Annotated in this window: 17 protein-coding genes and 1 tRNA gene; 10 read left to right on the forward strand and 8 right to left on the reverse strand. The window is 71.6% G+C overall.

Going from position 1 to position 20586, the window contains the following annotated elements; all coding sequences use genetic code 11:
- Positions 1–8: 8 nt before the first annotated feature.
- Entirely contained in the window at positions 9–3473 is a 3465-nt protein-coding gene (locus FLP23_RS04665; protein ID WP_168200375.1) for an HtaA domain-containing protein, read from the reverse strand.
- A 157-nt stretch (positions 3474–3630) separates the two neighbouring features.
- Between FLP23_RS04665 and cysS the strand changes: the two genes are divergently transcribed.
- On the forward strand, positions 3631–5043 hold the full coding sequence (cysS, locus tag FLP23_RS04670) for a cysteine--tRNA ligase (RefSeq protein WP_149324793.1): 1413 nt from the start codon (positions 3631–3633) through the stop codon (positions 5041–5043).
- 19 nt (positions 5044–5062) lie between these two features.
- Positions 5063–6049, forward strand: coding sequence for a 23S rRNA (guanosine(2251)-2'-O)-methyltransferase RlmB (rlmB, locus tag FLP23_RS04675; protein ID WP_149324794.1), 987 nt, complete (start codon positions 5063–5065; stop codon positions 6047–6049).
- A gap of 94 nt (positions 6050–6143) precedes the next feature.
- Here the strand turns inward: rlmB and FLP23_RS04680 are convergent, their stop codons facing one another.
- From FLP23_RS04680 to FLP23_RS04690, 3 genes are all read right to left on the reverse strand, one after another.
- Entirely contained in the window at positions 6144–8360 is a 2217-nt protein-coding gene (locus FLP23_RS04680; RefSeq protein WP_246140059.1) for an MMPL family transporter, read from the reverse strand.
- Positions 8342–9628 carry a DUF4032 domain-containing protein gene (locus tag FLP23_RS04685; RefSeq protein ID WP_149324795.1) on the reverse strand — a complete coding sequence of 429 codons (1287 nt, stop codon included), beginning with the start codon at positions 9626–9628 and terminating at the stop codon, positions 8342–8344. The genes FLP23_RS04680 and FLP23_RS04685 overlap by 19 nt, the downstream gene beginning before the upstream one ends.
- A 69-nt stretch (positions 9629–9697) precedes the next feature.
- Positions 9698–10807, reverse strand: coding sequence for an ABC transporter ATP-binding protein (locus FLP23_RS04690; protein WP_149324796.1), 1110 nt, complete (start codon positions 10805–10807; stop codon positions 9698–9700).
- Between the two features lie 263 nt (positions 10808–11070).
- Between FLP23_RS04690 and FLP23_RS04695 the strand changes: the two genes are divergently transcribed.
- Together FLP23_RS04695 and FLP23_RS04700 are read left to right on the forward strand one after the other, a co-directional pair.
- Positions 11071–11985 (forward strand): DsbA family protein, encoded by a 915-nt coding sequence (locus FLP23_RS04695; protein WP_149324797.1) that lies wholly within the window; start codon positions 11071–11073, stop codon positions 11983–11985.
- A gap of 102 nt (positions 11986–12087) precedes the next feature.
- A tRNA-Thr gene (locus tag FLP23_RS04700) sits at positions 12088–12161 on the forward strand.
- An 11-nt stretch (positions 12162–12172) separates the two neighbouring features.
- Here FLP23_RS04700 and FLP23_RS04705 read toward each other — a convergent pair.
- The gene (locus tag FLP23_RS04705) at positions 12173–12727 is read right to left on the reverse strand and encodes a nitroreductase family protein (RefSeq protein ID WP_246140060.1); all 555 of its coding nucleotides are present in this window, start codon (positions 12725–12727) and stop codon (positions 12173–12175) included.
- Positions 12728–12729: 2 nt separating this feature from the next.
- A complete protein-coding gene (msrB, locus tag FLP23_RS04710; protein ID WP_149326191.1) occupies positions 12730–13152 on the reverse strand; it encodes a peptide-methionine (R)-S-oxide reductase MsrB in 423 nt (140 codons plus the stop codon).
- A 95-nt stretch (positions 13153–13247) separates the two neighbouring features.
- Between msrB and FLP23_RS04715 the strand changes: the two genes are divergently transcribed.
- From FLP23_RS04715 to groL, 6 genes are all read left to right on the forward strand, one after another.
- Complete coding sequence (locus FLP23_RS04715; protein WP_168200376.1) at positions 13248–14309, forward strand: DUF2332 family protein; 1062 nt, start codon at positions 13248–13250, stop codon at positions 14307–14309.
- A 2-nt stretch (positions 14310–14311) separates the two neighbouring features.
- Entirely contained in the window at positions 14312–14584 is a 273-nt protein-coding gene (locus tag FLP23_RS04720) for a DUF3263 domain-containing protein (protein ID WP_246140061.1), read from the forward strand.
- Positions 14585–15166, forward strand: a complete 582-nt coding sequence (locus FLP23_RS04725; protein ID WP_149324800.1) for a LytR C-terminal domain-containing protein — start codon at positions 14585–14587, stop codon at positions 15164–15166.
- 184 nt (positions 15167–15350) lie between these two features.
- Positions 15351–15554 (forward strand): cold-shock protein, encoded by a 204-nt coding sequence (locus FLP23_RS04730; protein WP_149324801.1) that lies wholly within the window; start codon positions 15351–15353, stop codon positions 15552–15554.
- 67 nt (positions 15555–15621) lie between these two features.
- Positions 15622–16665, forward strand: a complete 1044-nt coding sequence (locus FLP23_RS04735) for a DUF3048 domain-containing protein (RefSeq protein WP_149324802.1) — start codon at positions 15622–15624, stop codon at positions 16663–16665.
- 136 nt (positions 16666–16801) lie between these two features.
- Positions 16802–18421, forward strand: a complete 1620-nt coding sequence (gene groL / locus FLP23_RS04740; RefSeq protein WP_149324803.1) for a chaperonin GroEL — start codon at positions 16802–16804, stop codon at positions 18419–18421.
- Positions 18422–18578: 157 nt separating this feature from the next.
- On the opposite strand, the gene FLP23_RS04745 is transcribed toward groL, so the two are convergent.
- Both FLP23_RS04745 and FLP23_RS04750 read right to left on the reverse strand, forming a co-directional pair.
- Complete coding sequence (locus FLP23_RS04745) at positions 18579–18869, reverse strand: WXG100 family type VII secretion target (protein WP_149324804.1); 291 nt, start codon at positions 18867–18869, stop codon at positions 18579–18581.
- Positions 18870–18878: 9 nt separating this feature from the next.
- Positions 18879–20585, reverse strand: coding sequence for a sensor histidine kinase (locus FLP23_RS04750; protein ID WP_149324805.1), 1707 nt, complete (start codon positions 20583–20585; stop codon positions 18879–18881).
- Position 20586 lies beyond the last annotated feature (1 nt).

The raw sequence follows: 20586 nt of genomic DNA on the forward strand, positions 1-20586 counted from the left end.
GGCGGCGGCTAGGCGGCCGGGGTGCCCTTCCGGCCGCGGCGCACCAGCACGATCACGAGTGCCGCGATCAGCAGCAGCACGACGACCGCGATCAGGATGGTCGCCCACAGCGGCCAGCCCGCGGCGTCCGAGGCCTCCTCGGGGGCGATCGCCTCCTCGCTCGGCTCGTCGCTCGCCTCCGCCACGGCGCCGCAGCCCGACTCGACGGTCGCCGAGATCGTGACCGGATCGAGCGCCTCGCCCTCGGGGTAGGTGCCGAAGGCTGCCGCACCGGCCGCGGTGAGGCTCGCCGGGACGTCCGTCCAGCTGAGCGTGTCGCCCTCGCGGCTCGCCTCGACGCCCGTGAGGTCGAGCTCGGCGAACTCCACACCGGTCGACGACACCGGGGTGCCCTCCTGCGTGGTGCCGGTGATGTCGAGCAGCAGCACCGCGCGGTCGCCGTCGATCACGACATGCGGGTTCGCGATGGTCGTGTCGAGCACGCCCCCGTGGCCGGTGAAGCGCACCGAGCCGCCGTAGGCGACGTCGAGCCCGCCCGCCTCGGGGTCGGCGCTTCCGGAGCCGCCCGCCCAGGTGAACACCGGGGTGTCGTAGCTCGCGTCGCCATCCGTGGTCCACTCGCCGTTGGCGATCGAGCCGTCGATGTAGGCGCGGAAGCTCTCCTTGAAGCCCCACACGAGCTGCGCATCCGAGACGGTGCACTGCAGGGTCGCGGCGGCGCGGATGTCGAGCACGACACCGCGGTCGACGGAGCCCTGGAAGGTGAGCGTGTGCTCGCCGGTGAGGCCGCGGGGCAGGCTGCCGGTCCAGCTGACGCGTCCGTCCGCGTCCGCGGTGGCGTTCTCGGCGAGCACGGTCGGGGTCGAGTAGATCACCACGAGGATGCCGGTCTCGTTCGGCTGGAAGCCGTCCGCACGCGCGGTCACCTCGCCGCCCTCGGTGACTTCGCCGTCGCCGTCGAGGGTGATGCCCTCGGTGGCGGGCGGTGCGGCGTCCGGGGTGTTCGCGGGCGTCGTGCGGGCCGCGGCCACGACCGTGGTGCCGCCGAGCGAGGAGCCCGCCGATCCGATCGTGAAGCTCACCGGGTCGAGTGCGGTGCCGGCCGGGTAGAAGCTGCTGCCCTCGAAGGCGAAGGCGTCGGAGCCCGTGGCGGTGATCGTCGCGGGGACGCCCGTGAAGCTCACCGAGCCGTCGGCGCCCGTGCTGCGCGTTCCCGAGCCGAGTGCGAGGCTCGCGAAGGCGACGCGCGTGCCGCCGTCCACCCGCACGAGCAGGGTGCCGCTCGTGGCCGAGTCGATGCGCACCTGCGGGTCGGACAGGCGCAGGTCGAGCACCCCGGCGTGGCCGCTGAAGTGCACGGAGCCCGAGTAGGAGACGCTGCCGAGGCCATCCGTGAGGGAGGCTGCACCCGACTGCGGGAAGACGTAGCGTCCGCCGGCGGTGGCGACGCCGCTCGTCGTGATCGAGCCGTGCGCGATCGGCCCCGTGACGTAGTCGCGGAAGCTCGCCTTGACGCCCCAGCTGAGGGTGCCCGCGGCGGGTGTCGGCGTCGTGCCGGGGCCACCGGTGCCCGGGTCGGTCGGGGTCTGGAAGGCGATCGGGACGGCGAGCTCGTTGTCGGCCTGCACGACGCCGCCGGCGCCGACCGTGAACACCGCGAGGGTCGCACCGGCGCGGGTCTTCGCGTCGAGGGCGGCCTTGGTGATCGGGATGGTCCAGCTGAAGTCGACCGTCCCGTACGCGTTCTCGGTCCACTTCAGGTACGGGGCGGTCTCGTTGATCCCCTGCACCCACGCCGAGTAGGCGTTCGAGCGGTTGCCCGACACCGCGCCCTGCGAGGGGCGCCACGTCGAGTCGATCCAGCCGACCTGAGCGTAGAACCCGGCCGCCGAGCCGCGGGCCGTGTAGTCCGGGTTGTAGTTCTTCCCGGTGACGGTGATGGTCGCGCCCGCCGGGTCGAGGCCCGAGGTGGCGTCGACGGTGAGCGTGGTCGTGGTGTCGTAGAACGCGATCGGCACGGCGAGCTCGTTGCCCGCCTGCACCACGCCGCCCGCACCGACGGTGAACACGGCGAGCGTGGCGCCCGCGCGACTCTTGGCGTCGAGGGCGGCCTTCGTGATCGAGATCGTCCAGCTGAAGTCGACGCTGCCGTAGGCGTTCTCGGTCCACTTCAGGTAGGGGGCTGCGGTGTTGACGTCCTGCACCCACGCCGAGTAGGCGTTCGAGCGGTTGCCGGAGACGGCTCCCTCTGACGGGCGCCACGTGGAGTCGATCCAGCCGACCTGGGCGTAGAAGCCGGCGGTCGCGCCGCGGGCGACGAAGTCGGGGTCGTAGTTCGTGCCGGTGACGGTGATCGTCGCGCCGGCGGGGTCGAGACCCGAGGTCGTGTCGACGTCGAGGCGCGTGGTGGTGTCGTAGAAGGCGATCGGCACGGCGAGCTCGTTGCCCGCCTGCACGACGCCGCCCGCACCGACGGTGAACACCGCGAGCGTGGCACCGGGGCGGCTCTTGGCGTCGAGGGCGGCCTTCGTGATCGTGATCGTCCAGCTGAAGTCGACCGTCCCGTCGCCGTTCTCGGTCCACTTCAGATACGGGGATGCGGTGTTGACGTCCTGCACCCAGGCGGAGTAGGCGTTCGAGCGGTTGGCCGAGACCGCGCCCTGCGAGGGGCGCCAGGTGGAGTCGATCCAGCCGATCTGGGCGTAGAAGCCGGCGGTCGCGCCGCGTGCGACGAAGTCGGGGTCGTAGTTCTCGCCCGTGACGGTGATGGTGGCGCCTGCCGGGTCGAGTCCGGCGGTCTGCGACACGGAGAGCGTCGGTACGACGGGCGCCTGCTCGACGGGCCAGCTGAACGACACGGGGTCGAGAGCGGCCCCCGCGGCGTAGAAGCCCGCGAAGGCCGGCGCTCCGGCGGCCGTGAGCACGGCGGGCACGCCCGTGTAGGCGAGGGTCGACGCCGTGGAGGCGTTCGTCCCGGCCGAGAGGTCGAGGGTGGCGAGCACGACGTCGGGGTAGTTCTCGAAGGCGAGCGTCGTCATGCTGCGCGACACGACATCCGCCTGGAGCTCCGCGGTGGTCGCCGACGTGACGCGCACCCGCACGTCGGTCACGGTGACGTCGAGGGCGTACTCGCCCGCCGGGACGCCCGTGGCCTCGTGCCCCTGGAACTGCAGCGTGCCGGGGTACCCGACCGTCCCGGTGCCCCCCGTGGCGCTGCCCGTGCCGCCCGACCAGCCGTAGGGCGTCGCGGTGTCGACGCCGCTGCCGGTCGCGTGCCCGTGCGCGATGGGGCCGTTCAGATAGTTGCGGAAGCTCGCCTTGAAGCCCCAGTTGAGGGTGGCGCCGGCGACGTCACCGGGTGCGGCGGACGCCGCGGACGCCGGGACGAGGAGTCCCGCGAGGGCGAGCAGGGGGACAAGCAGGAAGGCGATCCAGGGCGCGCGGGAGCGCGCGCGGTCAGGCGCGTACGACAACATCTCTCCGATGGGGTTGGAATGTGCTTCTCGTCACGGGATGCGCACCATCGCAAGTGACTCAGGTAAGGCTAACCTTATTCGGCATCCGCTCACTTGTCGAATCCGTCCGGGGGACACAGCCGGAGCGCATCAGCCCCCTCGGTAGACTCGCGAGGTGACCGTCCGCCTGTACGACAGCCGCGCCCAGGCGCTGCGCGACTTCGAGCCGCTCGAACCCGGCAAGGTCGGCATGTACGTGTGCGGTCCCACGGTGCAGTCCTCCCCCCACGTCGGTCACCTGCGCTCCGCGCTCGCCTACGACCTGTGGCGGCGCTGGTTCGCGTACCGCGGCTATGAGGTGACCTTCGTGCGCAACGTCACCGACATCGACGACAAGGTGCTCGCCAACGCCTCCGAGCGCGAGCCGTGGTGGGCGGTCGCCTACCGCGTCGAGCTCGAGTTCACGGCCGGATACCGCGCCATCGGCATCCTCCCGCCCACGTACGAGCCGCGCGCCACCGCGAGCATCCCGCAGATGCAGGAGCTCATCGACACGCTCATCGCGCGCGGACACGCCTACGTCGCCGACGACGGCTCCGGCGACGTCTACTTCGACGTGCGCACCTGGGCCGACTACGGCGCCCTCACCCGGCAGAGGCTCGACGACATGGCCGACTCGCCGGACGCCGCCACCCGCGGCAAGCGCGACCCCCGCGACTTCGCCCTCTGGAAGGGCTCGAAGCCCGAGGAGCCCGCCTCCGCATCCTGGAACTCCCCGTGGGGGCCGGGGCGCCCCGGGTGGCACATCGAGTGCTCGGCGATGTCGAAGCGCTACTTGGGCGCCGCGTTCGACATTCACGGCGGGGGCCTCGACCTGCGCTTCCCGCACCACGAGAACGAGCTGGCCCAGTCGACCGCCGCGGGGGACGCCTTCGCGAGCTACTGGGTGCACAACGGCATCGTCATGGTCGAGGGGCAGAAGATGTCCAAGTCGCTCGGCAACTCGATCTACGCCGCCGAGTTCCTGGCCCTCGCCCCGCCGCTCGTCGTCCGCTACTACCTCGCGAGCGCCCACTACCGTTCGGTGATCGACTACCATGCCGGCGCCCTCGAGGAGGCGGAGGCGGCCCTCGATCGCATCGCCGGCTTCCTCGACCGCTCCGGCCGAGCCCTGGAGGCCGCGCGCGTGCCCGGCCCCGGCGACGGGCGGGTTCCCGACGCCTTCGCCGCGGCGCTCGACGACGACCTGGGCGTGCCCGAGGCGCTCGGCGTGCTGCACGAGACCGTCCGCTCCGGCAACACGGCGCTCGATGCGGGAGATCTCGGCACCGTCGCCGTGCTGCGCGAGCAGGTACGCGCGATGACCGGCGTGCTGGGGGTGGACCCGAGTGCTCCCGAGTGGGAGAACGCGTCGTCGGGCGCCGCCGAGTCCGCCCTCGCGGCGCTCGTCGAGAAGCTGCTCGCCGACCGCGCCACCGCCCGTGCGAGCAAGGACTTCGCATCCGCCGACCGCATCCGCGACGAGCTCGCCACCGCGGGCATCGCGATCGACGACACACCCGCAGGCGCCCGCTGGAGCCTCGCATGACGAATCAAGGGAGCCGCTGATGGCCAAGCCGGGACGCCCGGGGGCGCGCAAGACCAAGAAGGGTGCCACCGCCGGAACGGGCGGGCACGGCCGCAAGGCCCTCGAAGGCAAGGGGCCGACGCCCAAGGCCGAGGACCGCAGCTGGCACGTCGCCGGCAAGCGCAAGGCCGCGAACGAACGCCTCGAGGCGGCGCGCGCGCGGCACGGCGGCGGCACGGCGGCACCCGCGAAGCGTCCGCCGCGTGCCAAGAAGGCCGACGAGGGCGAGCTCGTCACGGGCCGCAACTCGGTCGTCGAAGCGCTGCGGGCACGCATCCCCGCGACGACCCTCTACGTGGCCGCACGCGTCGAGATGGACGACCGCGTCAAGGAGGCCCTGTCGATCGCGACCAAGCGCGGCATCCCCGTGCTCGAGGTGATGCGCCCCGAGCTCGATCGGATGAGCGGCCACGACGCCGTGCACCAGGGCCTCGCGCTCAAGGTGCCGCCGTACGAGTACGCGCATCCGCTCGACCTCATCGAGGCCGCGCACCGCACCGGTCGCCCGCCGCTCATCGTCGCCCTCGACGGCGTGACCGACCCGCGCAACCTGGGGGCGATCATCCGCTCGGCCGGTGCCTTCGGCGCCCACGGCGTGATCGTGCCGCAGCGCCGATCGGTCGGGATGACCGCGTCGGCCTGGAAGACCTCGGCCGGGGCCGCGGTCCGCGTGCCGGTCGCCATGGCGGCCAACCTCACCCAGACCCTCGCCGCCCTCAAGAAGGAGGGGCTCTTCGTGCTGGGGCTCGACGGGGACGGCGACGTCTCGCTCCCCGGGATCTCCTTCGCCGACCGTCCCATCGTGATCGTCGTCGGCAGTGAGGGCAAGGGACTCTCGCGGCTCGTCACCGAGACCTGCGACGCGGTCGTCTCCATCCCGATCAGCGCCGACACCGAGTCGCTCAACGCGGGTATCGCCGTGTCGGTGGCGCTCTACGAGGTCGCGAAGCTGCGCGCGCAGCACTAGCCACCTCGGTGGCGCGGTTTCGGCCGGATGGCGCGGTTTCGCGGGTGCCATCCGGCCGAAACCGCACCACGCGCGAGGGGATGACGCCTCCGGCTCAGTCGCGGAGGGCGAAGCGGGCGTGCAGGCGCTTGAGCGGCGCCGGCGCCCACCACATGATGCGGCGCTGCCAGGTCATGAAGGCCGGCACGAGCAGGCAGCGCACGATCGTCGCGTCGAGGAACACGGCGACCGCGAGGGCGGTGCCGAGCTGCTTGATGACCATGAGGTCGCCCGTCGCGAAGCCGGCGAACACCACGATGATGATGAGCGCGGCCGAGGTGATGATCCGGCCGGAGCGCTGCAGTCCGCGCGCGATCGCCTCCGCATCCGGCACGCCGCGCTCCACCTGCTCGGTGATGCGCGACAGGATGAACATCTCGTAGTCCATCGCGAGCCCGAAACCGAACACGAGGGTCAGCAGCACGACGAGCACGTCGACGCCCAGCACGTCGTCCGGGTCGAAGCGCATGAACCCCGCGAAGTTGCCGTCCTGGAAACCCCACACGAGCACGCCCAGCGAGGCCCCCAGCGACAACGCGCTCGCCAGCAGCGCCTTGATGGGCACGACGAGCGAACCGGTCATGAGGAACAGCAGCACGATCGTGCCGAGCGCGATCACGAGCGCCGCCCACGGGGCGCCCGCCGCGAGGGTCGCGGCGAAGTCGACCGTGCGGGCGTCGGCGCCCGTCACCCAGTGCGGGAAGCCGGGTCGGTCGGCGCGGATCGCCGCCACCACGTCCGCACCGGTGCGATGCGCGACCCGCACGGCCGCCTGCCACGCCTCACCGGCCTGCTCGGGCGCGGCCACCGATACGACGTGCGGGAGCCGCGCCACCTGCTCGGCCCAGCTCTCGGCATCCGCCTCGGTCTCGGTCACCAGCACGACGCGCTGATCGGCCGCCGCGGGGAAATGCGCTCGCAGCGCCGACTGGAAGCCGTACTGCTGCGAGGTGGCGGGCAGCGAGTCGACGCTCGTGTTGGCGAGCCGCAGCTGCAGCACGGGTGCCGCGAGCAGCACGAGCGCGGCGGCGCAGGCGAGCGTGACGAGCGCCGGGTGACGCTGGACCCGCCGGGTGAGCCGCGAGAACAGCCCCTCCTCCGGCGCCACGTCGCCGAAGCGGCGCAGCAGCGCACCCACCCCCGGGATGCGCGTGAGCAGCCCCGGGCGCAGCAGCGGGGCGCCGAGCACCGCGAGCAGTGCGGGCAGCAGGGTGAGTGCCGAGAGGATCGAGATCACCGTCACGGAGAGCGCGCCGAGTCCGATCGCCTGCACGATCGGCAGGGGGAACAGCAGCAGTCCGAGCGAGGCGATCGCGAACACGGTGCCCGAGTAGAGCACGGTGCGGCCCGCGGTGTCGGCGGCTCGCACGATGGCGGACAGCCGGTCGGCGGGCACGTGGGCGTGCGCCTCCTCGCGGAAGCGGCTCACGATGAGCAGGCCGTAGTCGATGGAGAGGCCCAGCCCCACGGCGGTCACCACGTTGACGACGGTCGTGTTGATGTCCATCAGGTAGGTGAAGCCGAAGAGCGCCCCGAGCCCGCCCGTGATGGAGACGATCGCGCCGACCAGCGGGAGCCCGGCGGCGAGGAAGCCGCCGAACACCACGAGCATCACGAGCAGCGCGATCGGCAGAGCGACCGTCTCGCCGCGCTGCAGGTCGTTCTCCGACAGGCTCACGATCGAGTCGACCAGCAGCGCCGTGCTTCCGACCTCGGCGACCGCCCCCGGGAACCGGTCCCGGATGCGCTCCGCGGCATCCGTCAGGCGCGCGTCGACCTCGTCGACGGTCGTGTCGTCGACCGAGCCGTCCACCGCCGCGACCGTCGCCGGCAGCAGGAAGCCGTCGCCGTCATCCGCGAACAGGCGCGCGGCCTGCGGCGGCGGGGTGCCGTCGGGCAGTCGGGGGAGGGCGAGCGGGTCCACCACGGTCACCTCGGGCAGCTCGGCCAGCTCCGCGGCGAGTGCCGCGGTGAGCCCGGTGAGCTCCGGATCGGCGGTGTCGACGCCGTGCACGAGCAGCGTCGAGGACTGGTCGTCGCCGCCCGAGAGCAGCTCATCCGCGTGGGTCGACTCGCCCTCCGCCCAGGTCCAGCCCGAGTCGAGGCGCGAGAACAGGCCCTGCCCGCCGACCCCGGCGAGAGCGACCGTCACGATGCCGCCGATGATGGCCGCCCAGACGGCGATCGTGATCGCCGGGTGCCGGGCCGCGGCGCGCGCGAGACGCCCGGGGCGGCCGATGCGCCGACCCCCGGTCAGACCTTCGAGCGCCAATCCTCTTCGCTCTCGTCGATCACGGCGGTGGGGAGGGTGATGGCCGCCGTCGCGGGACCCACGACGGTCACCTCGTCGCGACGGTGGCGCAGCACCGTGTCGACGTAGGAGGTGAGAGCCTCCGCGAGCGGAACGTTCCGTCCCTCGTTCTGCGAGAGGTACCAGCGATGGTCGAGCAGCTGGTGGAACACCTCGGCCGGCTCGAGCTTGCCGCGGAGCTCCTTGGGGATCGCCCGCACCACGGGCTCGAACACCTTCACGAGCCACTCGTGGGCCACGACCTCCTCGTCGTCGTCCGCGCGCTTGCGCATGGCGCGGTACGAGTCCAGGTCGTTGAGCAGGCGGCGCGCCTGGTTCTCTCCGGCGTCGAGCCCGGTGAGCCGCAGCAGGCGGCGCGAGTGATGCCCGGCGTCGACCACCTTCGGCTGGATGTGCACGCGCGTGCCGCCGTCGTCCTTCCGGATCGAGAGCTCCTCGATGTCGAAGCCCAGCTGGTTGAGGCGCTCGACGCGCTCCCGGATGCGCCAGCGCTCCGCCTCCGGGAAGGTCTCGGACGCGGTGAGCTCCGTCCACAGCGAGCGGTACGCCTTCACGATGCCGTCCGCGACCGCGACCGGGTCGACCGCCTCGTCGAGCCGCCCACCCGACTGCAGGTCGAGCAGCTCGCCGGCGATGTTCACGCGGGCGATCTCCAGGTCGTTCTCGCGCTGGCCGTTCGAGAGCCCGCCGTCGTACAGCTTGCCGGTCTCGGCATCCACGAGGTACGCGGCGAAGGCGCCCGCATCCCGGCGGAACAGCGTGTTCGAGAGCGACACGTCGCCCCAGAAGAAGCCGATGATGTGCAGCCGCGCGAGCAGCACCGCGAGCGCGTCGACGAGGCGGGTCGCGGTGTCGGGACGCAGCGCCTGCGAGTAGAGGGCCCGGTAGGGCAGGGAGAACTTGAGGTGCCGCGTGACGAGCGCGGGGGAGAGCTCCTCGCCGTCCGGGGCGACGCGGCCGGTGACCACGGCGACCGGTTCCACGCACGGCACATCCAGCCGCTGCAGCGTGCGCAGCAGCTCGTACTCGCGGCGGGCGAGCTCGGCGGAGGTCTCCTTGATGGCCACCACGAAGCCCTCGAGGTGCACGAAGCGCACCAGGTGGCGCGAGATGCCCTTCGGCAGCGCGGCGATCGTCTCGTCGGGCCACAGCTCGAGCGGCAGCTCCCACGGCAGATCGAGCAGTGCCGGGTCGGGCACGGCCGAGGTGATGGAGAGGGTCGAGCTCACGACATGAGCCTATTCATACGACGAGGCCGCGACATCCGAAGACGTCGCGGCCTCGCCGAACAGGATGGATCAGACGGTCGCGCCCGCGGCGATCGCCGCCGCGTTGATGCGCTCGCCCGACTCCACGTCGAAGACGTGCACGTGACGGGCGACCGGGGTCACGACGACCTTCTCGCCGGCCTCCGGGTGGTTGCGGCCGTCGACGCGGGCGATGATGTCCACGCGGTGACCGTCGACCTCGGTGTGGCCGTACAGGTAGCCGTCGGCGCCGAGCTCCTCGACGACGTCCACCTCGACGGTCAGGCCCTCGCCCGACTTGGAGATGGCGACATCCTCGGGACGCACACCCACGATGACCTTGCCGCTCGTGACGCCCGCGAGCACCTCGCGCTCGATCGGGGTGACGGCGCTGCCGAAGCGCACGCCGCCCTCCGCCACATCCGCCTGGAACAGGTTCATGGCGGGGCTCCCGATGAAGCCGGCCACGAACACGTTGTTCGGCTTCTCGTACAGGTCGCGCGGCGAGCCGACCTGCTGCAGGACGCCGTCCTTGAGCACCGCGATGCGGTCGCCCATGGTGAGGGCCTCGGTCTGGTCGTGGGTCACGTAGACGGTGGTGACGCCGAGGCGGCGCTGCAGCGACGCGATCTGCGTGCGGGTCTGCACGCGCAGCTTCGCGTCGAGGTTCGACAGCGGCTCGTCCATGAGGAACACCTGGGGCTGACGCACGATGGCGCGGCCCATGGCGACGCGCTGACGCTGACCACCCGAGAGGGCCTTCGGCTTGCGGCCGAGGTAGGGCTCGAGATCGAGCAGCTTGGCGGCCTCGAGCACGCGCGCGGCGCGCTCCTCCTTCGAGACGCCCGCGATCTTGAGCGCGAAGCCCATGTTCTCGGCGACCGTCATGTGCGGGTAGAGGGCGTAGTTCTGGAAGACCATCGCGATGTCGCGGTCCTTCGGCGGCACGTCGGTGACGTCGCGGTCACCGATCAAGATGCGGCCGTCGTTGACCTCCTCGAGGCCCGCGAGCATGCGGAGGGTCGTGGACTTGCCACAACCGGACGGGCCGACCAGCACGAGGAACTCGCCGTCGGCGACCTCGAGGTCGATCGCGTCGACCGCGGGGCGGGTCGATCCGGGATAGATGCGAGTGGCCTTGTCGAAAGTGACGGATGCCATGGGTAATCGTTCTCCTTCACCGGCAGGTACGTGCCGGACGATCCGTAGTGAATGGAATGACCGTCGGCGTCCGTGCCCACGGTCTCGCTCATTATGACATGGTGTGACACGGGTGGCCGACCGTCCGGATCGCGCTCAGGAGGCGTCCGGAGGGTTCCCAGATTGGCTTCCTACCATCGAACGGCGGTGCTCGGCGGTTTGCCGATGCTCGCGCGCGCGTCGTAGTCTCTCTGCGCGCTCCCCAAACCCGAGAACGAGGATCGATGACCTACGGCGAGTCCGATCGCCCGGAGCCCGGCGGCAGTGAAGCCCGGGTGGCCGCGAAGGAGCGCGCCCGGGAACTGCGCACCCAGCACAAGAAGCAGGAGCGCCGCCGCCGCCTCACCCTCCAGCTGAGCATCCTGGGCGGCTCGCTCGTCGTGCTCGCCGTCGTCGCGGTCACCCTCATCACCCTCAACCAGGCCCCCGATCGCGGCCCGCTCAACATGGCCAGCGACGGCATCAAGATCGGCGCGGACTACAAGGCCGTGCGCACCATCGGGCTGAAGCCGGAGGCCACCCCCGTCGCGTCGCTCACGACCACGGGCGACGTCATCGACATCCAGCTGTACGTCGACTACCTCTGCGCGAACTGCGGCACCTTCGAGAAGAACAACGTCGAGCAGCTGCGCAGCTGGATCGAGTCGGGCGCGGCGACCGTCGAGATCCACCCGATCGCACTGCTCACCACCAAGTCGGCCGGAACCCAGTACTCGCTGCGCGCCGCCAACGCGGCCGCCTGCGTCGCCGAGTACTCGCCCGACAGCTTCTTCGACTTCCACGACGCGCTCTTCGCCGACCAGCCCGAGGTGGGCAGCGAAGGCCTGACCGACAAGCAGCTCATCGAACGGGCCACCCGCGCAGGCGTCGGGAACATCGCCAAGGTGTCCACCTGCATCGAGAAGCGCCGCTTCAGCTCCTGGGTGCAGGCCGCGACCGTGCGGGCCCTCAACGGTCCGATCGCGAACGCGGACATCCCCGCCATCACGACCGCGCCGACCGTGATCGTCGCGGGCAAGCAGCTCGTGAGCACCAAGACCTTCGACCCGCAGGAGCTCGCGCAGGCCGTCATCGAGGCCTCCGGTGAGCAGTTCGCCGACGAGCCGACACCCGCGGCGACGCCGGCACCCGCCCCGTAGGGACGCTCGATAGCATGGGGTGAACGACGGCCGAGACGGCCGTCGGCGCTGGCGTCGCGGCGAAGGCCGGAACTGGCCTCCGCTTTCCGCTCCAGCGCGCACGCCTCCTTAGCTCAGTCGGCCAGAGCATCGCTCTTGTAAAGCGAGGGTCGTCGGTTCGAATCCGACAGGAGGCTCGAGGTGCGGGCTACAGGCTCGTGAGGTGGCGCTTCGCGTCGGCGGTCGAACGACGGCCGCTCTTGCGCGACGGCTTCGCCCCCACGTAGAGCCAGCCGAGCAGCCGCTCGTCGGGGTCGAGCTCGTGCATCCGGTGGACCGCACCGGATCGCGTGTAGTGCCCCGTGCGCCACATGACGCCCCAGCCGGCGTCGTCGAGCAGCAGGCTGAGCGCGTGGGCGACGCCCGACGCCACGGCCTCCTGCTCCCAGTCGGGCACCTTCGCGCTCCGCTTCGGCGACACCACGACCGCGAGCAGCAGGGGCGCCCGCAGCGGCTTCTGGGCGAGCTTGTCGGCGTCGTGCCCGGTCGCACCGGATGCCTCGGCGATCGCACGACCGAGCCGCTCGCGCGCCTCACCGCGCAGCGCGATCACCCGCCACGGGCGCAGCGCCGCGTGGTCGGCGATCGTTCCGGCCACCTCGACCGCCCGGCGGAGTTCCTTGTCGCTGGGGGCGGCGTCCCCCACCGAGGAGTGGGACCGCCGCCGCAGCATCGCCTCGGCGACGGATCCCCTGGTGCGCATGCTCAGCTCTCGGCGGGGGCGTCCGCGTCGGCCGCCTGGAAGCCCAGCGAGAGCGAGTTCATGCAGTAGCGCAGGCCCGTCGGGGTGCCGAAGCCGTCGTCGAAGACGTGGCCCAGGTGTCCGCCGCAGTTCGCGCAGCGCACCTCGGTGCGCACCATCCCGAGCGAGCGGTCCTCGATCAGCTCGACCGCGTCCGGGTTGACCGAGTCGTAGAAGCTCGGCCATCCGCAGCCCGAGTCGAACTTGGTGCCGCTCTTGAACAGCTCGGCGCCGCACGCCGCACAGGTGTAGAGCCCCGCGCGGTGCTCGTCGAGGAGCTCACCGGTCCACGCGCGCTCGGTGCCCGCCTTGCGGAGCACCCGGTAGCGGTCGTCGCCCAGCTCCTCGCGCCACTGCTCGTCCGTCTTGGTGACCTTGTAGCCCATCGCGTTCCCTTCCTCGCACATCCTAGGTACCTCCTCGAGGCACCCGCTGAGTACAACGTCGCCCGACGACGCAGAGTTCCCGCATGATGTCTCCCATGACGGAGTCGACGCGCGCGTGGTACCTGCGCGCCGCCCGCGAACTCGCCGGGACCTCCCCGCGCCAGGTGGAGTGGTGCCGCGCCGTCGCCGACGACGCGTGCCTCCTCGCCCGGCTCGACAGCCTGCCGCGACCCGCCCGGCAGCCGTCGCTGCTGTTCGCGGTCGCCGCATGGCTCGGCGCCCCGGATGCGGGGGCCGCGGAATGGACCGCGTGGGTCCTGTCGCGGTTCGACGAGGTGGCCGCCGAACTGCCGCGGCGCCGCGTGCAGACCAACGAGCCCGCCCGCAGCATCCCTGTGCGGGTCGCGCTCGGCCGCATCCCCGGGCCGATCGCCCTCATCGAGCTCGGCGCCTCGGCGGGGCTCTGCCTGCTCGTCGACGACTACCGATACCGCTTCCGCGCCCCGGACGGCGTCCACGAGCAGGGCACAGGCGGCCCCGTCCTCGAGGCGACCGTCGACGCGCGGGAACTCGTCCCCGCCGCGCTCCCCGACATCGCGTGGCGCGCCGGCATCGACCTGGCGCCGCTCGACGTGCGGGATCCGGGCCACCGCCGATGGCTCGCGGCATCCCTCCCGCCGGACCACCCGGGACGACGGGAACGGCTCGCCGCGGCGCTCGCGACCGCCGCCGCCCATCCGCCCCGCGTCGTGGCCGGCGACGCCCTCACCGCGCTCCCCGCACTCGCCGCCGAGGCGCCCGCGGAGGCCACCCTCGTGGTCGCGAGCCTCGGCACCGCCGTGTACCTGCCGCCCGCCGACCGCGAGCGGCTGCTGCCGCTCTGCACGGAGCTGGGCGCTCGGGCGATCACCTTCGAGGCCCGTGCCGCGATCCCGGCGGTCCGGGACCGCTGGGCGGCGCTCGCGGCGGACGGTCGGGTCGACCCCGCCGCCGGGTTCGTGCTCGCCCTCGACGGAGAGCCCATCGCCGAAGGCGCCCCGCATGGCGATCGCCTGCTCGCGGTGCGCACCGCGGTTCTGCCGGGTGCCGAGGAGTCGCGCGCCTACGATGGCGGGAGCCCCGGGGTCGACCCGGGGTCCCGAGGCGGAGGAGGATGAGCGTGAGCACGGAGCTCGGAGCCCTCGAGCAACGGGTGCTGGACTTCGAACGCGACTGGAGCGGACGCGTCGGCGCGAAGGCCTCCGCCATCCGCGCGGAGTTCGACGTGGCCCCGGCCCGGTACTATCAGATGCTGTCGGTGATTCTGGATTCGCCGACCGCGCTGCGCCACGACCCCCTCCTGGTGCGTCGACTGCAGCGTGTGCGCGATGCACGGGCCACCGCCCGCGCATCCCGCGCCCTCCGCATCGACACCCAGGATCCGATCGAGTAGATGGCCAGCTTCCCCCGCGACCAGTTCGACGACGTCCCCCGAGACATCGACCGCGTCGGCGCCCACCGCGCCCCCCGCAAGCGCGGGCGCGGCTGGATCCGCTTCGGCTGGGCGGCGCTCGCGACCGTCGCGCTCGTCGTGGCGGGGCTTTTCGCGCTCTCGCTGTACGACCCGCGGTTCGAGATCCCGATCATCGGCGGCGGCGACGAGACGGTGGCGCCGTCGGACACCCCGACGCCGCTCGAGACGGCCGTCCCCGTGACCGACCCCAGCACCCTCGACCCCGCCTTCCTGCAGACGATCACGATCTCGGTGCTCAACGGCACCCCGACGCCCGGGCTCTCCAACATCGCGGCGGATCAGATCCGCGCCGCCGGCTGGCCCGACCCGAGTCGCGCCGGCGCCTCCAACACCGAAGAGCCGACGACCTTCGTCTACTACGGCAGCGCGGATGCGGAGGGTGTCGCGCGCGGCATCATGCAGCTCATCGGGGCCTCCGATGTGCGGCTCTCGGACGCGTTCCCGACCGCCACCATCACGGTCGTCCTGGGCGCCGACTACGTGCCTCCCGCGGCCGGCTGACCGCGCCTCCGGGCCCCAGATCGGCCCCCGTGTTACGCCGATGTTTAATCTGCGTTGAATCTTCGTCATGCGGGGTCGTTTTGGCCCTCCGGCGCCATTCCCCCTCGGTCGCGCTCGCTACCATCGCCCCTGTGCCGCCCCACGAAGGACGGGCCGGCACGGGCACACAGCAGGGAGCACGACCATGGCCAACGGAACCGTGAAGTGGTTCAACGCGGAAAAGGGCTTCGGATTCATCACCGTCGACGGCGGAGGCCAGGACGTCTTCGTCCACTTCTCCGCCATCGACATGCCGGGCTACAAGGTCCTCGAAGAGGGGCAGGCGGTGACCTTCGAGGTCGGCACCGGCGCCAAGGGCCCCCAGGCGGAATCCGTCCGCCCGGTCTGAGCACGGCTCGGGATGACGCGCCGCGGATGGCGGCGGCCGTGCGTTCGCCTCGCCCTAGCATGACCCCATGCAGCTGAGGGGGCGTCGCGGTCCGGCGGTCGCGGCGCTGGCCACGGCCGCGCTCGCGCTCGGCGGCTGCACGACGGCAGCCCCCATGCCGACCCCCGCGCCGAGCCCGTCGCCGAGCTACGTCTCCGACTACGAGACGCCCGCGCCGGTCGTCTACGCGCCGCTCACCGGCCTCCCCGCCGACCCCGCGGCCCTCGCCCACGCCTCGCTCGCCGCCAAGATCGACAACCACGAAGAGGCGCGACCCCAGGTCGGCCTCGAGGCGACCGACCTGCTGTTCGAGGAGCTCGTCGAGGGTGGACTCACCCGCTACGTCGCGGTCTGGCACTCGAACGTGCCCGCCGAGATCGGGCCGATCCGGTCGATCCGGCCGATGGATCCGGACATCATCTCGCCGTTCGGCGGGATCGTGGCCTACTCGGGCGGGCAGCAGCGATTCGTGGCGCTCATGCAGCAGACCAACGTCTACAACGCGATCCACGGGCAGTCCTCGACCGAGGCGGTCATGTACCGCACCAAGACCAAGGACGCCCCGCACAACGTGCTCGTCAAGGCGCCCGAGCTCATCGGGATGCACGCCGACATCGCGCCGCCGCCGCAGCAGTACGCCTATGCCGACACCGCATCGGGGTCGACGGCGGCCCGCGAAGGGCAGGCGGTCGCCGGCATCAACCTCGTGTTCGGCGCGCCCTCGCATCCCTCCTGGACCTTCGACGCGGCGAGCGGTCGCTGGCTGCGGTTCCAGAGCGGCGCCGCCGACCTCGACTCGCAGGGCGCGCAGCTCTCCGCGGTGAACGTCGTGGTCGTGCGCGTGCCGGTGTCGAACGACAAGGGCGTGCCGAAGACCGAGCTGATCGGCGGCGGTGAGGCGATCGTGCTCTCGGGAGGCAAGGCCGTGCACGCCACCTGGTCGAAGGGCGACCGCGTGGCCCCCATCCGGCTCGTCGACGACACCGGGGCGGTCATCCGGCTGGCGCCCGGCAACAGCTGGTTCGAGCTCGTGCCGGTCTCCGGTTCGGCCGAGCTCGTGCCCGCGGCCTGAGCCGTCACGCCCGCCGCGAACGCGCCTCGCCCCGGCTTGCACTCCCTCTAGGCGAGTGCCAGACTGATCTTTGGCACTCACCATCTCTGAGTGCCAACTCACTGTGGATCACGTCCGGGAGGGACGACACTTACCCATGGCAAAGATCATTGCTTTCAACGAGGACGCCCGTCGGGGCCTCGAGCGCGGCCTCAACACCCTGGCCGACGCCGTGAAGGTCACCCTCGGCCCGCGCGGTCGCAACGTCGTGCTCGAGAAGAAGTGGGGCGCCCCCACCATCACCAACGACGGCGTCTCCATCGCCAAGGAGATCGAACTCGACGACCCGTACGAGAAGATCGGTGCGGAGCTCGTCAAGGAGGTCGCCAAGAAGACCGACGACGTCGCCGGCGACGGTACGACCACCTCGGTCGTGCTCGCCCAGGCGCTCGTCCGTGAGGGCCTGCGCAACGTCGCGGCCGGCGCCGACCCGATCAGCCTCAAGCGCGGCATCGAGAAGGCCGTCGCGGCCGTCGAGGCCGAGCTGCGCGCGAGCGCCAAGGAGATCGAGACCAAGGAGGAGATCGCGGCCACCGCGTCCATCTCCGCCGCCGACCCCGAGATCGGCGCGCTCATCGCCGAGGCCATCGACAAGGTGGGCAAGGAGGGCGTCGTCACCGTCGAGGAGTCGAACACCTTCGGCACCACCCTCGAGCTCACCGAGGGCATGCGCTTCGACAAGGGCTACCTGTCGGCGTACTTCGTGACCGACCCGGAGCGCCAGGAGGCGGTCTTCGAGGACCCGTACATCCTGATCGTCAACGGCAAGATCTCGAACATCAAGGATCTGCTGCCGATCGTCGACAAGGTGATCCAGGCCGGCAAGCAGCTGCTCATCATCGCCGAGGACGTCGACGGCGAGGCTCTCGCGACCCTCGTCGTGAACAAGATCCGCGGCATCTTCAAGTCGGTCGCCGTCAAGGCCCCCGGCTTCGGTGACCGCCGCAAGGCGCAGCTGCAGGACATCGCGATCCTCACCGGCGGCCAGGTCATCAGCGAGGAGGTCGGTCTCAAGCTCGAGAACGCGACCCTTGAGCTGCTCGGCCAGGCGCGCAAGGTCATCGTCACCAAGGACGAGACCACGATCGTCGAGGGTTCGGGCTCGGCCGAGCAGATCGCCGGACGCGTCAAGCAGATCCGCCAGGAGATCGAGAACACCGACTCCGACTACGACCGCGAGAAGCTCCAGGAGCGCCTCGCCAAGCTCGCCGGCGGCGTGGCCGTCATCAAGGCGGGCGCGGCCACCGAGGTCGAGCTCAAGGAGCGCAAGCACCGCATCGAGGACGCCGTGCGCAACGCGAAGGCCGCCGTCGAGGAGGGCATCGTCGCCGGCGGTGGCGTGGCCCTCATCCAGGCGGGCAAGGCCGCGTTCGAGAAGCTCGAGCTCACCGGTGACGAGGCCACCGGTGCGAACATCGTGAAGGTCGCCATCGACGCGCCGCTCAAGCAGATCGCCCTCAACGCCGGCCTCGAGCCGGGCGTCGTGGTCGACCGCGTGCGCAACCTGCCGTCGGGCCAGGGCCTCAACGCGGCCACCGGCGAGTACGTCGACATGCTGGCTGCCGGCATCAACGACCCGGTGAAGGTGACCCGCTCGGCGCTGCTCAACGCGGCCTCGATCGCCGGTCTCTTCCTCACCACCGAGGCCGTCGTCGCCGACAAGCCCGAGAAGGTCGCGGCTCCGGCCGGCGACCCGACGGGTGGCATGGACTTCTAAGTCCGGACAACGATCAGCGGGCGGCTCCCACGAGGGGCCGCCCGCTTTCGTGTGCGTGGGGGGTGCTGATCTCGATACACCGCGGCTGCGCCGCGGCACTCGATCAGCGAGGACTCCGCTGATCGAGTGCCGCCGCAGGCGGTGTATCGAGATCAGCTCACCGCAGGAACAGCCGCGCGTTGTGCTGCTCGATCTCCGCGTAGTGCTGGCCCGCCTGGGCGAGCGCCGTGCCGAGCGCGGCGAGGGCGTCCTCGACGCGCTGCTGTGCGGCGCGCCACTCGGCGACCACGCCGTGGAAGGCGGTGGCCGCCTGGCCCGTCCACGACGACTGCAACTGCGCGAGCTGGGAGTGGAGGGCCGTGACCTCGCCCTGGATGCGTCCGACGGTCTGCCGGGCGGCCGTCGCCTGTGCGAGGACGGCTTCGCTGTCTACCTGGTAGCTGCTCATGGCGTCACGCTAGGAGCGCGACGCGTCCGCATTCGCCGTCTCTGCGGATGCCGGGGAGGCATCCTCGGTCGGCTCGCTGGGGAGGAGCGGGATGCTCACCCGGAAGGTCGCCCCCCCGCCGGGCGTCTCGAGCACCTCGACGTGCCCGTCGTGCTTGGCCACGATCCCGGCGACGATCGCCAGGCCGAGACCCGAGCCGCCGGTCTCGCGAGTGCGGGAGGTGTCGGCGCGCCAGAAGCGCTGGAAGATCTTCTCGCGCAGCTGCGGCGGGATCCCCTCGCCGTGATCGACGATCGAGATGCTGCCGTAGCCGCCCACGCGATCCACTCGGACGGCGAGCTCGATGGGGCTGTCGTCGGGCGTGAAGCGCATCGCATTGCCCATCAGGTTGGTGACCACCTGGCGGATCTTGTTCTCATCGCCCAGCACGATCGGCCCGATCTCGGGCAGCGGGGTGGCGGACAACGTCGAGGCCCCCGCCGTCGCCTCGGTGCTCGCGGCCGGGCGCCGGCGGCGCAGGCGGGCGATCGCCGAGCCCGCGAAGGCGATCGGGCCGGTGAGGGTGGTCGCGGGCGGGGTCGTCACCGTGGCCGGCTCCGGCTCCGGTTCCTCGTCGAGGACGAGCTCCTCGGGCTCGATCGGCTCCGGCACGACGACCGTGATCCGGCGCTGCGGTGCGGACGCCGACGCGTCGAGGGCCGCATCCTGGGCGATCGGAAGCAGGTCGACCGGTCCGCGCTGCAGGGGACGGGTCTCGTCGAGGCGGGCGAGCTCGAGGAGGTCCTCGACGAGTCCGCCCATCCGGATCGCCTCGCGCTCGATGCGGTCCATCGCCTGGGCGACGTCTTCCGGGTTCTGCAGCGCCCCCATCCGGTACAGCTCGGCGTAGCCGCGCACCGAGACGAGCGGGGTGCGCAGCTCGTGGCTCGCGTCGCCCACGAACCGGCGCAGCTGCTCGACGGCGCGCTGGCGGTCGGCGAAGGCGCGGTCGATGCGGGCGAGCATGGTGTTGAGCGAGCGGTTGAGTCGGCCGACCTCGGTGTTGGGGGTGGCGCCGCCGAGGCGCTGGGCGTAGTCGCCGGCGGCGAAGCGGGCGGCCGTGTTCTCCACGTCGCGCAGCGGCGCGAAGGTGCTCGTCACGAGCAGTTGGGTGACGGCAGCCCCCAGCAGCACGACCGCGATCGCGAAGAGGAAGAAGATGAGGCTGTAGCGGGTGATCGTGGAGTCGATGTCGGTCAGGTCGATTCCCGCGACGAGCGTCGCGAGCGTGCCATCCGAGCCGGTGAGCACGGTCGTCTTGACGCGCCACTGACCGCGGCCGGAGGCATCGGTGACGGTCGCGAAGCTGCCGTCGTGCGGCACGCTCCACGAGAGGTGCATCGAGGAGAAGTCGGGCTGCAGGTTGTCCTCGGGCACGTTGCTGCAGACGGTGCGGCCGGCGGCGTCGACGATCGCCACGAGGTAGCCGGGCTCGTAGCGGAAGTTGCAGCTCGCGAGGTTGGCGGGGGCGGTCTCGGCGCTGCCGTAGACCTGCTGAAACCAGGAGGTGACGGAGGCGTCGCGCTGGTCGAAGAGGTAGGTGCGCAGCACGGTCATCGTTCCCGCACCGGCCACCGCGAGCCCGAAGGTGAGCAGCAGGACGGTGACGCCCGTGATCTTCGCGCGCAGGGAGATCCCGTTCCACCAGCGGTCGAACGAGGCGTGGAGCTTCGCCATC

The organism is Protaetiibacter larvae (assembly GCF_008365275.1).
Lineage (GTDB): Bacteria > Actinomycetota > Actinomycetes > Actinomycetales > Microbacteriaceae > Homoserinibacter > Homoserinibacter larvae.

Coding starts and splice junctions, on each gene's coding strand:
- FLP23_RS04735 (WP_149324802.1), top strand. CDS start 15,622: ATGCAGCTGAGGGGGCGTCGCGGTCCGGCGGTCGCGGCGCTGGCCACG.
- FLP23_RS04690 (WP_149324796.1), bottom strand. CDS start 10,807: ATGGCATCCGTCACTTTCGACAAGGCCACTCGCATCTATCCCGGATCG.
- FLP23_RS04730 (WP_149324801.1), top strand. CDS start 15,351: ATGGCCAACGGAACCGTGAAGTGGTTCAACGCGGAAAAGGGCTTCGGA.
- FLP23_RS04695 (WP_149324797.1), top strand. CDS start 11,071: ATGACCTACGGCGAGTCCGATCGCCCGGAGCCCGGCGGCAGTGAAGCC.
- FLP23_RS04705 (WP_246140060.1), bottom strand. CDS start 12,727: ATGCGCACCAGGGGATCCGTCGCCGAGGCGATGCTGCGGCGGCGGTCC.
- FLP23_RS04750 (WP_149324805.1), bottom strand. CDS start 20,585: ATGGCGAAGCTCCACGCCTCGTTCGACCGCTGGTGGAACGGGATCTCC.
- FLP23_RS04715 (WP_168200376.1), top strand. CDS start 13,248: ATGACGGAGTCGACGCGCGCGTGGTACCTGCGCGCCGCCCGCGAACTC.
- rlmB (WP_149324794.1), top strand. CDS start 5,063: ATGGCCAAGCCGGGACGCCCGGGGGCGCGCAAGACCAAGAAGGGTGCC.
- groL (WP_149324803.1), top strand. CDS start 16,802: ATGGCAAAGATCATTGCTTTCAACGAGGACGCCCGTCGGGGCCTCGAG.
- msrB (WP_149326191.1), bottom strand. CDS start 13,152: ATGGGCTACAAGGTCACCAAGACGGACGAGCAGTGGCGCGAGGAGCTG.
- FLP23_RS04745 (WP_149324804.1), bottom strand. CDS start 18,869: ATGAGCAGCTACCAGGTAGACAGCGAAGCCGTCCTCGCACAGGCGACG.
- FLP23_RS04725 (WP_149324800.1), top strand. CDS start 14,585: ATGGCCAGCTTCCCCCGCGACCAGTTCGACGACGTCCCCCGAGACATC.